This window comes from Microcoleus sp. (assembly GCF_049646505.1).
GTDB lineage: Bacteria > Cyanobacteriota > Cyanobacteriia > Cyanobacteriales > Microcoleaceae > Microcoleus.
Genome location: NZ_JBARVX010000177.1, coordinates 18122 through 29376 on the forward strand (window position 1 = coordinate 18122; position 11255 = coordinate 29376).

At 46.0% G+C, this 11255-nt stretch carries 11 protein-coding genes; 9 read left to right on the forward strand and 2 right to left on the reverse strand.

The features are described 5' to 3' along the window. Positions 1–46: 46 nt before the first annotated feature. A complete protein-coding gene (locus tag WBA89_RS09755; protein WP_424406024.1) occupies positions 47–436 on the forward strand; it encodes a hypothetical protein in 390 nt (129 codons plus the stop codon). Positions 437–823: 387 nt separating this feature from the next. Here WBA89_RS09755 and WBA89_RS09760 read toward each other — a convergent pair whose 3' ends face one another. Further along, positions 824–1573, reverse strand: coding sequence for a class I SAM-dependent methyltransferase (locus WBA89_RS09760; RefSeq protein ID WP_424406026.1), 750 nt, complete (start codon positions 1571–1573; stop codon positions 824–826). Between the two features lie 277 nt (positions 1574–1850). On the opposite strand from WBA89_RS09760, the gene WBA89_RS09765 reads away from it, so the two are divergent. From WBA89_RS09765 to WBA89_RS09790, 6 genes are all read left to right on the forward strand, one after another. After that, positions 1851–3320, forward strand: a complete 1470-nt coding sequence (locus WBA89_RS09765) for an adenylate/guanylate cyclase domain-containing protein (RefSeq protein WP_424406028.1) — start codon at positions 1851–1853, stop codon at positions 3318–3320. Positions 3321–3592: 272 nt separating this feature from the next. Then, entirely contained in the window at positions 3593–5005 is a 1413-nt protein-coding gene (locus tag WBA89_RS09770; RefSeq protein WP_424406030.1) for an adenylate/guanylate cyclase domain-containing protein, read from the forward strand. 252 nt (positions 5006–5257) lie between these two features. Continuing rightward, on the forward strand, positions 5258–6571 hold the full coding sequence (gene bioA / locus WBA89_RS09775) for an adenosylmethionine--8-amino-7-oxononanoate transaminase (protein ID WP_424406032.1): 1314 nt from the start codon (positions 5258–5260) through the stop codon (positions 6569–6571). Between the two features lie 12 nt (positions 6572–6583). Next, positions 6584–7735: a biotin synthase BioB gene (bioB, locus tag WBA89_RS09780; protein WP_424406034.1), complete on the forward strand. Its 1152-nt coding sequence runs from the start codon at positions 6584–6586 to the stop codon at positions 7733–7735. A gap of 119 nt (positions 7736–7854) precedes the next feature. Then, entirely contained in the window at positions 7855–8466 is a 612-nt protein-coding gene (locus WBA89_RS09785; protein ID WP_424406036.1) for a class I SAM-dependent methyltransferase, read from the forward strand. Between the two features lie 157 nt (positions 8467–8623). Further along, on the forward strand, positions 8624–9301 hold the full coding sequence (locus WBA89_RS09790; protein WP_424406038.1) for an SDR family oxidoreductase: 678 nt from the start codon (positions 8624–8626) through the stop codon (positions 9299–9301). 154 nt (positions 9302–9455) lie between these two features. Here WBA89_RS09790 and WBA89_RS09795 read toward each other — a convergent pair whose 3' ends face one another. After that, positions 9456–9956: a hypothetical protein gene (locus tag WBA89_RS09795; RefSeq protein WP_424406040.1), complete on the reverse strand. Its 501-nt coding sequence runs from the start codon at positions 9954–9956 to the stop codon at positions 9456–9458. An 82-nt stretch (positions 9957–10038) separates the two neighbouring features. On the opposite strand from WBA89_RS09795, the gene petN reads away from it, so the two are divergent. Further along, on the forward strand, positions 10039–10128 hold the full coding sequence (petN, locus tag WBA89_RS09800) for a cytochrome b6-f complex subunit PetN (protein WP_071883976.1): 90 nt from the start codon (positions 10039–10041) through the stop codon (positions 10126–10128). Positions 10129–10397: 269 nt separating this feature from the next. Further along, positions 10398–10991, forward strand: a complete 594-nt coding sequence (locus tag WBA89_RS09805; RefSeq protein WP_424406043.1) for a DJ-1/PfpI family protein — start codon at positions 10398–10400, stop codon at positions 10989–10991. The last annotated feature ends 264 nt before the right edge of the window (positions 10992–11255 follow it).

Below are 11255 nucleotides of genomic sequence, written 5' to 3' on the forward strand. Positions count from 1 at the left end.
TATTGTTGAGATACAATTGTTTTTTTGAAGGTTAAACTAATAAATTATGAAAGTCAAAACTTCTCGATCGGGCAAATTGATGATTCGGATTGCCGCCAGCGCGATCGCCACCTGTGCTCTTTTATCGCCTCAAGCAACCTTCGCTCAAGCCAGCAATTTAAATAATAATAACGCCCAACCGCTGCAAGACTTTCAAACTCAAGACAACACCGACCCTTTTTCCGGCCGCAGCAGCGGCAGCGGAATATTTGATTTAATTCACAGATCCCGATTGGGAGGCGGCCGCAGCATGGAAGAATTCAATACCGAACAGCGCCAAAATTTGAACGATGCCGCCGCAGAATTTCGCAACAAACAGCGCCAACTACTGGAAAAACCAACAGCACCATCACCAGGGGCGATCGCACCTACAGAAATTACCGCCCCCGCCCCTTAAATTGATTTCTTAGATAATTCGGCGGTTTCAACCGCCGAAATTAGTCTTAATTTCTTAGTCCGCGTAGGCGGAATTCGTTTATGTAGCAGCGGTTTTAACCGCCGAAATTAGTCGTTCTAGCAACAGTTTCAACCGCCGAGTTTTAATCTTAATTTCTTAGTCCCCCTCTGCTCGGACTTCGTTTATGTAGCAGCGGTTTCAACCGCCGATTTTTAATCTTAATTTCTTAGTCCGCGGAGGCGGACTTCGTTAGTGTAGCAGCGGTTTCAACCGCCGAAATTAGTCGTTCTAGCAGCGGTTTCAACCGCCAAGTTTTAATCTTAATTTCTTAGTCCGCGGAGGCGGACTTCGTTAGTGTAGCAGCGGTTTCAACCGCCGAAATTAGTCTTAACCAACAAATCCCCCAAACACCGCCATACCGTAATACTTCCAAGGAACCGCCACAGTCTCAAATCCAGCATTTGCCAACATTTCCAACTGTGCCGCAAGTGTAGCTAGGCGATCGGGATTAGAATACCCGTAAGAAACACTCGTCCCCACCTTTGCGCGAATTTGTGCTAAAGTTTCCCCCTGACTCAGCGCCCAATCTTCCCGCGCCGCTCCATAAATATCCTTCATTGCTGACGATTCTGCCACCACAGGATCGGCATTCCAAAAACAACCGCCAGCATTTAAACTTTCGCGAATTCGTTGAAACAATTTCAGCTTCATCTCATCCTCAAGATGGTGAATTGCCAGAGACGAAATGCCAGCATTAAACTTATCGCCCAAACCTGAAAAACTTGGATTGTTCGCCCATTCTCCAAAATCCAATTCTATGCCAGTCCACCGGGCTGCATATCCTGCCGCCTCTATTTTCGCGCGGGCAAAATCCAGCATTCGCGGCGAATAATCCACAGCAACAATTTCCGCAGACTCGTAGCGTTGCAGAACTTTTAAACTTAGTTCCCCCGTACCGCAGCCGAGTTCTAAAATCCGCTGGTTTGTGTTAGCAATGCAGGCTGCTAATACATCCAGCATTTCGTCATATTTCGGCAAAAGTCGCCGAATGCCGGTATCAAAATCAGCAGTATTGACGAAAACTTCTCCCGGAAAAATTTCGTTGTTCGCAGTTGAGACAGTAGAGTCAGAATTCACGATCGCCAACCATAGACTACAATTATTATCCTAACCGAGATATAGCAAAAAGTGCGCGAAGCAGCCAGCACTTATACTTCACTCAACTCAAAACCTTTATAAAGTTATCCGTACCTTTACGGTTCGGCAAAACACTCGCCGTTAACAATAATTAACCGCCCCATGCACTCAGAGAGTCTTGTTTTACTCCAAGCGCTAGCAAAACAGCCTGAAAAAACAGTGTTATGTTAGTAGTGCATAATTCAAATAAAGATTAAACCTCACACTTGAGGATACCATGCGCCAGTTGATTTCACGCATTCGGGCTGCCATCAGCCAATTAATTTACAAGCGAATTCTGCTTGCGGTGACAATTCTATTTTGTGTAGGTGTAGGAGTAGCGATGGCAGATATGTCTCGTCTTTCCTCCACCCTCATCGAATCGCAAGCCCTCCAAAATGCCACCCTCTACGCCCAAGCTATTAAAGAAGCCCGCACCCTTTACAGTTCCGATGTTGTCAATCCTCTAAACACCGCTAAAGCGATTAACTTTACCCACGACTACAACCCGACAAAAGTAACAGTTCCCGTACCCGCTACTTTCTTAATAGAACTCGGCAACCAAATAGCCAACAAAAATCCCGAAGTCTCAGTTCGTCTCTACAGCAACTACCCGTTTCCCTGGCGGCAAAAAGAAGGTGGCGCGCGAGACGATTTTGAACGTCAAGCTATTACCTATTTAACCAATAATCCTACAAAAAAATTTTTCAAAACAGAGGGTTTTCGCGGCAAGCCAGCATTTCGATATGCCGAGGCAGACATTCTAACTCCTAGCTGCGTTAACTGTCACAACACTCACTTGTCCAGTCCTAAAACTGATTGGAAAGTGGGAGATGTCCGGGGAATATTAGAAATTACTCAACCTCTGGAAACCATCACTCAAACAACTCACAGCGGACTGAGAAATTTGTTTTTACTGTTAACAGTAATTTCAATTTTAGGCATCGCAGGATTAACTTTGTCTATCAGCAGGTTGCGCCAAAATGCTAAACAATTAGAACAGCGGGTCAGGGAACGCACGGCACAATTGCAAGAAACTAATGTAGAATTAGTAAAAGAACAGGAAAAGTCCGATCGCCTGCTGCTCAATATTTTACCCGAATCCATTGCAGCTAAGTTAAAAGACGGTCAAAGCAGTATTGCTGACGGCTTCGCAGAAGTCACGATTTTGTTTGCAGATATCGTTGGCTTTACCGTACTTTCAGCACAAATATCTCCCGAAGAATTGCTCGATTTTCTCAACGAAATTTTTTCAGCCTTCGATGGTTTGACGGAAAAGTACGGATTGGAAAAAATCAAAACAATTGGAGATGCTTACATGGTAGTCGGAGGTTTGCCAAATCCCAGCACCAACCACGCCGAATGTATTGCAGAAATGGCCTTAGATATGCAGGAGGAATTAGCAAAATTTAATGCCAAACATCAGGCAGGAATTAACATCCGCATCGGCATCAATACCGGGCCTGCGATTGCGGGAGTTATTGGCACTAAAAAATTCATTTACGACCTCTGGGGCGATGCCGTCAATACAGCAGCCCGCATGGAATCCCACGGAATTCCCGGCGCGATTCAAGTCACACAATCAACTTACAATATCTTGCAAAACAAGTATCTGTTTGAAGACAGAGGAATTATCCATATCAAAGGCAAGGGCGATATGAATACTTATTTGCTTGCAGGCAGGTTAGTCAGCGCAGTTTCGGTTTAATTTGTTTATTATATTATTCAGGGGCTAGCCAATACGCTTGGGATCGGAAGACCGGGCGGTTGAAACCGCTTCTACACAAGCAAAACCCTGATGGTGCGCGGGTTGAAGAGCGGGCGATTAAAATTACGTTATCTTCTTTCTTCAGTCCGCGGAGGCGGACTTCGTTTGTGTAGGCGCGGTTTCAACCGCCGTCTTATCTCTCAGATTTTTTAGGAAAAACCTAGTTTATTTTCCTATATCCTAAATTAGCCATTTGCAGAATAGTAAATTTTATGTCAGCGCGAATTTTATCATTTTTGGGCTTTTTCAAATCTCGCTTGTCTCGGCAAATAGCTTTGTGGGTATTTGCTAGCATTCTTGTCATAGAGGGAATTATTTTAGTTCCCTCTTATTTTCGGCGCGAAAACGAACTTTTAAGTCAACTGGAACAGCTATCTCGCGTGACTGTTGATTCTCTAGAATTTTTGCTCGCACAAGATGTTTCCGATCGCACTTTGTTTCAAGAAGAAGTAAAAAATATAACTAAGGATTCTCAAGTAGTATTAGGAGTATCTATTTACCAACCTAACGGTGAGCTAATATATACACTTGGCGAACCGCCTGAAATCGGTTTAGATGAACTAAAAATTGCTCGTATAGTTCACAAGCATTATTTCGACAGCAAGCGCTACGATATTGCTTGGACGGAGCGACATTTTGGAGGCGATTACATCTTAATTGTTCGCCACGATGCTTCCGCCGTTCAACCGGAACTCTACGCATTTATCGGGCGAATTGCTGTTCTAGTCATCATTATATCAGCCTTTGTCACTTCTGTAACTATGTTTTTTTTAGGGGTGACAGTAATTGCACCAATCTTGAGATTGCGCGATGACTTGCTCGCTGCCGGAGACGCTTTGAGCAAAGATCGAGAAAAACCTGATTTCTACTCTCTGTCTGTCAAGCGCGATGACGAATTGGGAGAACTCATGGTGGCATTCAATCAAATGTTTCACCGAGTCTACCAGGAAATCGCACAGCGGAAACAAGCTGAGGAAATATTGCGCGCCGAACAAGAAAAGTCGGAATGTTTATTGCTAAATATCTTACCAGCAACGATTGCCGATCGCCTAAAACAAGGCCAGATAAATATTGCAGACGGATTTGCCGAGGTAACGGTACTATTTGCCGATATTGTAGGCTTTACCGAAATATCCTCCCGCACGTCTCCTGAAGAATTAGTCAAATTGCTTAACAAAATATTTTCAGCTTTCGATTGTTTGAGCGAAAAATACGGCTTAGAAAAAATTAAGACTATTGGCGACAATTATATGGTAGCAGGCGGTTTGCCTCTGCCCTGTAAAAATCACGCAGAATCTATTGCCGAAATGGCCCTAGAAATGCAGCAAGAAATTATGAAATTTCGCGACGAATGCGGCAAACCTCTGAATATCCGCATTGGAATTAATACTGGGCCTGTTGTGGCAGGTGTCATCGGTACTAAAAAGTTTATTTACGATTTGTGGGGAGATGCTGTGAATACGGCCAGCCGCATGGAATCTCAGGGGCTTCCAGGTAAAATTCAAGTTAGCAGCTCAACTTATGAGTTGCTGTGCGATAAGTATTTGTTGGAAAAGCGCGGTAAAATTAATGTTAAAGGTAAAGGAGCAATGACGACTTATTTGCTTAAGGGCAGAAAATTGTAACTGGTAGCTAGTATAATTTGGTAGTTTGTAGGGTGTGCACGGCGCACCGATTGAATTTGTAGTTTGTTTCTACTCGTTTCTACTCGTCTACTCCTACTCGTTCCCAGGCTCTGCCTGGTAACGCATATCCGGAGGCTCTGCCTCCTTTTTCGCGAGGCAGAGCCTCGCTTACATAGGTTTCCAGGCAGAGCCTAGGAACCAGTTGAAGTGAGTGAAAGTTGCTATATTACAAGGGGAGTTGATGTTAGTTAGATGGTAAATATGACGGCTAATCAGGAACATAATTCTTCGAGTTCACCGATTTGGCAGCCTTTCACGCAAATGAAAACTGCTCCTGCGCCGCTGAAGGTGGTTCGCGGTAAAGGAGTGCTGCTGGAATTAGAAGACGGGCGGCAAATTCTCGACTGTATTTCTAGTTGGTGGGTGACGATTCACGGACACAGCCATCCGGTTCTGGCTGAGGCTCTTTACAAACAAGCTCAAACTTTAGAACACGTAATTTTTGCCGGATTTACGCACGAACCGGCACAGAAACTTGCTGATAAATTGATAAGTCACACGCCTGATTCTTTGACGCGAATCTTTTTTTCGGATAACGGTTCGACTGCTGTTGAAGTTGCTCTGAAAATGGCTTTTCAATATTGGCTAAATGTCGGAGAAACTAACCGCACTAGCTTTATTAGTTTTGAGGGAGGTTATCACGGTGATACTGTGGGCGCGATGTCTGCTGGCAGAAGTTCGCTGTGGTGGGAACCTTTTGCACCTTTAATGTTTCCTGGGGATGTTGTGCCTTTTCCGGCGACTTTTGACGGCGATGAGGAGGTGGAAAGCAAAGAGGCGGTGAGTTTGGAGAAATTGGAGTTTTTGTTAAAGCAGGGTGGCTGTGCGGGCATTTTTATTGAGCCTTTGGTGCAAGGTTCTGCTGGAATGCGGATGTGCCGCCCTGAGTTTTTGCGGGCGATCGCACAAATGGCCCGCCAATATAATGTATTGTTGATTTACGATGAAGTGATGACGGGTTTTGGCCGCACGGGCGAACTGTTTGCCTCGGTTAAATCTGGAACTGCACCGGATATCCTGTGTTTGTCTAAGGGATTGTCTGGTGGCTGCTTGCCACTTTCTGTCACAATGGCATCGGAGGATATTTATCAAGCTTTCTGGCGAGATGAATCGGACAAAGCTTTTTATCACGGTCATTCTTACACCGGAAATCCTTTAGCTTGTGCGGTGAGTGTGGCATCCCTGGAGCTTTTGGAGCAAAATCCAAATATGTATGAAGGGATGGAAAAACTGCACCACAAATACCTGAATCAATGGCTGAGAGATCATCCTAAACTCGAACGGATTCGGACTTGCGGCACCATCGCAGCAATGGATGTGAAAACCGAAAGCAGTTCCGGTTATTTTAATGAAATTGGCCCTGTATTGAAAGCCAGATTTCTCGAAGCGGGGTTTTTGCTCCGTCCCTTGGGAAACACGCTTTATGTGATGCCTCCCTACTGCATTTCTCCTGATGAATTAGAATCGATTTATCGGGTAATTCGTCAAGTTTTGGATACTCTGTAATATCGTTTCCGGTTGTATGGGTATCGTTCAAATGTCCCAACAGTCAACAGTCAACAGTCAACAGTCAACAATCATTCCGGTGCAACCGGAATTGATATAAACTCTTTAATTTTAGTGATGAATTTACCCAATTGGAACGATTTGGCTGACGACGCGCTCGCGGGCAAATGTATCTCTCGCGAGCAATCTTTAGCCGTATTGCGTGCACCGGATGAGGTTTTGCTGGAACAACTAAACGCAGCTTATCGGGTGCGCCGCCACTACTGGGGAAACCGCGTCAGATTGCACTATTTGCTAAACGCTCAAAGCGGCCTTTGTCCTGAAGATTGCCATTATTGTTCTCAGTCCAAAATCTCGACTGCGGAAATAGAAAAATATCCGCTTTTAGCTAAGGAAAAAATTCTGGAGGCGGCCGGGCGCGCGGCAGATTTAAAAGCTGGTACGTTTTGTTTGGTAATTTCTGGCCGCCAACCCAACGCATCTACTTTCGATCGCGTTTTGGATGCTGTCGAGACTGTGAAAGCAAATTATAACCTAAAAATTTGCGCTTGTTTGGGGTTGTTGAGCGAGGAGCAAACTCACCGGCTGGCTAAAGCTGGAGTCGATCGCGTAAATCACAATCTCAATACTTCCGAATCGTACCACGCGGACATCTGCACAACTCACACTTTTGGCGATCGGGTCGAAACCGTCGAACACGTCAAAGCAGCGGGAATCACCACTTGTTCCGGCGGTATTTTGGGGATGGGCGAATCGGATGACGATGCGATAGACTTAGCGCTTTCCCTGCGAAAATTGGGCGTTACTAGCGTACCCGTCAACTTTTTCATTCCGATTCCCGGTACGCCCTTTGCAGGTTTAAACACATTAAATCCCCGCCAATGTTTGCGAATCCTCTGTATGTTCCGATTTTTGCTTCCCAGTCAAGAAATTCGGATTGCTGGGGGACGGGAAGTGCATTTGCGTTCCTTGCAACCCCTGGGACTCTACGCAGCTAATTCTATCTTTGTGGGCGATTATCTGACTACCCCCGGACAAGCTGCACATCAAGATTGGGATATGATTCGAGATGCAGGATTTGCGATCGAATCTCCCGAAGGTCAGACGGCGGTTGAAACCGCGTCTTGTCAAACAATGTCCGCCTCCGCGGACTCAAGAAAATAACATAATTTTCACCGCCAATTCTTCAACCCGCGGAGGCGGGTTTTGTCTTTGTAGACGCGAATTATATTCGCCCGGTCTTCTTGAATTAACCAATATCAAATAATACAATAGGGGAAATTGTGGACAAACGCGAAGAAATTACGATCGCAGAATACCAAGCAACCGCCGAATCTTTCCTGCAAGGAACATGGCACCACGACGTATCCCAAAATCGATCCGCACTGACCGCTGCCATGCCCCGCAATCCCGGTAAAATTCTCGATATAGGATGCGGCCCAGGACGAGATTTAGTCGCGTTCAAAAGCCAAGGACACACAGTTGTAGGCTTAGATGCAACCCCAGCTTTTGTAGAAATAGCAAAAAAGTTATCCGGCTGCGAAGTTTGGCAGCAATCTTTTCTGAATCTCGACTTACCAAAAGCCGAATTTGACGGTATTTTCGCCAATGCTTCCCTGATTCACGTTCCCAGCGACGAGATGGTAAAAGTGCTGCAAAACTTGCAAAAAGCCTTAGTTGCGGGCGGTGCAATTGTCATGTCAATGTGCCGGGGAAATTGGGAAGGCTACGACGAACGGCCGACGGGAAAACGCTATACTGCAGGATGGGAATACGAAACTTTAGCACCTTGTTTGGAACAAGCAGGATTTGCAATTGTGAATCACTACTACCGCCCCCCCGGCTTACCGCGCGAAGCTCAATCTTGGGTAGTAATCGTCGGTAAAAAAATCTAACGTAAATAGGAAATTGCAAATTCTTCCCCTCTCTTCCTCTGCGCCCTCTGCGCCCTCTGCGGTAAAAAAAAACTAATTCAAAAAATCACAGACGATTGCTGTATACTGTTACAAAGTCAAAAAAACCAACTTCTGCACAAAGTAAAACAAAATTAATATGACAGATAAATCCCACATCTTTTTAGCAGGTGCTAGCCGAGGCGTCGGCCTAGAAATCGCCAAATGTCTCGTAGCACAAAATATGCAAGTAACCGCACTTTTGCGATCGCCCAACCACCGCACCGAATTAGAAACAATGGGCATCAAAGTCGTGACTGGCGACGCTTTGGACGCTGCGGCTGTAGAAGCTGCAATGGCTGGAGGCGAACCAATTCATGCCGCAATCAGCACCGTTGGCGGCTTGCCAAAAGATGGGGAAAGAGCCGATTATTTGGGCAACAAAAACTTGATTGATGCGGCTGTCAAAGCAGGCGTGCAAAAATTTATTTTAGTTTCATCTATCGGCAGCGGTAACACTGCTGCTGCTTTGCCGCCGCAAGCTTTAGAAACTTTGCGCCCGGTGTTAATTGAAAAGGAAAAAGCCGAAAATCACTTGATAGCAAGCGGGATGATTTATACTGTGATTCGTCCGGGCGGATTGAAATCGGAACCTGCGACGGGGAACGGTGTTTTGACGGAAGATTGTCGGGTAGCGGGAACGATTCACCGGGCGGATGTAGCGGATTTAGTTTGTCGGTGTTTAGTTTCTGATGCTGCTAACAATAAGGTTTTGTCGGCGGTAGACAAGCAAATGGTTTACGGCAATTTAGAATATGAGGTATTAGGCTGGGAATAAAAAGAAGACCGGGCGGTTGAAACCGCGTCTATACAGACAAAACCCGCCTCCGCGGGTTGAAAACGGGGCGGTTATAAAATTACGTGATATTCTTCAGTCCGCGGAGGCGGACATTGTTTGACAAGACGCGGTTTCAACCGCCGTCTGATCTGAGTTAAGAATCGAATGGTTGAATCAACAATCGCCCGTTAGCGAAGCCCTCGAAGAGGATCGCCCAATCCAACACAAAACCCGCGATCGCAAATAATACCACGCTCTCCACCGCACCAACCGCAAACGGCAATAACTCCTGCAAACCCGGTATTTCCCCCGCATCAAAAGAAAATCCCGCATCCAACTGTCCAAAAGCCCGCACCAGCCCAAAAGCCAACACCACACCAGATTTAAGGTGCGGGTTAGTATCGCGGCGGATAGCGTAGCGGTAGGTAACGCCGAACAAGAAACCGCCCAAAAGCGCCATCACTCCTCTGAAGGCAAAATTTAGGTCAACGGCCATTACCTGCAAGCTCGCCAGAGAATCCCACCAACGGGCTAGGATTAAGCTGTTAACCAGGGCGATCGCCCCAAAACCACAAAAACAAGACAAAGCAGCAACAGTCCCTGCTTTCAAAGATTCTACCCGTTCAGCGAAACTAAAATTTGACGAATCCTTCACAGCGCCCTCATTCCAAAAATGGCTCAAATTGAACTATGATAACGGTTGAAGTCACTTTGTACAGTTTGTTCAATAAATAGCTATGGATATTTTGTCACTCGGTTGGGTTTCGGTGCTAGTTCTGTTCTCCTTCTCAATTTCAATGGTCATTTGGGGCCGCAACGGTTTTTAGATTCCAGAATAGCTGGCGGGGTAAGCTTTTTAACTGCCCCGCATTTTTTGAATTCTATTTAACCAAATACGCTTGGGTTAAAACTGTTTATTCCTCGGAGATCCCCCTAAATCCCCCTTAAAAAGGGGAGTAGGGGTTGACTTTGAGCAAATTCTTGTTCCCCCCTTGTAGGGGCGGTGCCCCCGTGCCCGCCCTCTTGGCTAGGGGGGATCGGCCTTATCTAAAGCCTATTGCTATTTAAGCAAATCAAAATAACAGGAATTCCCAACATGACAGCCAAAAAAATCTTAATGCTAGTCGGCGACTTTGTAGAAGACTACGAAGTAATGGTGCCCTTCCAAGCACTGCAAATGGTAGGTCACACAGTCCATGCAGTCTGCCCGGACAAAGCCTCCGGCCAAACAATTCGCACCGCAATTCACGACTTTGAAGGAGACCAAACCTACAGCGAAAAACCCGGTCACAACTTCACTTTAAATGCGACTTTTGACGAAATCAATCCCGCCGATTACGACGCTTTGATCGTCCCCGGAGGAAGAGCCCCAGAATACATCCGCCTCAACGAAAAAGTGCTGCAAATTACCCGTTACTTTGCCAGCAGCAAAAAGCCGATCGCATCTATTTGTCACGGATTGCAAGTCCTCACCGCCGCCGGCGTACTCGAAGGCAAGCGCTGCACCGCATATCCCGCTTGCAGCCCCGACATACTCCGGGCCGGCGGCAAATATACAGAAGTTCCCGTTACCGAAGCCGTCGTCGATGGCAACTTAGTCACCGCCCCCGCGTGGCCTGCACATCCTAACTGGCTGGCTGAATTTCTGAAAGTTTTAGGGACAAAAATCGAACATTTAGATAGTCATTAGTCATTGGTTGTTAGTTATTGGTTGTTAGTTATTGGTTAGTAGTTAGTAGTTAGTTGTTAGTTGTTAGTCATTAGTCATATCGTTTCCAGTTGCATCGGAATAATAAAATCGATTCAACAGTCAACAGTCAACAGTCAACAGTCAGTAGGGGCGGTGCCAAGAGTGCCCGCCCTCTTAACAGTCAACAATCAACAGTCAACAGTCAGTAGGGGCGGTGCCAAGAGTGCCCGCCCTCTTAACAGTCAACAATCAACAGTCAACAGT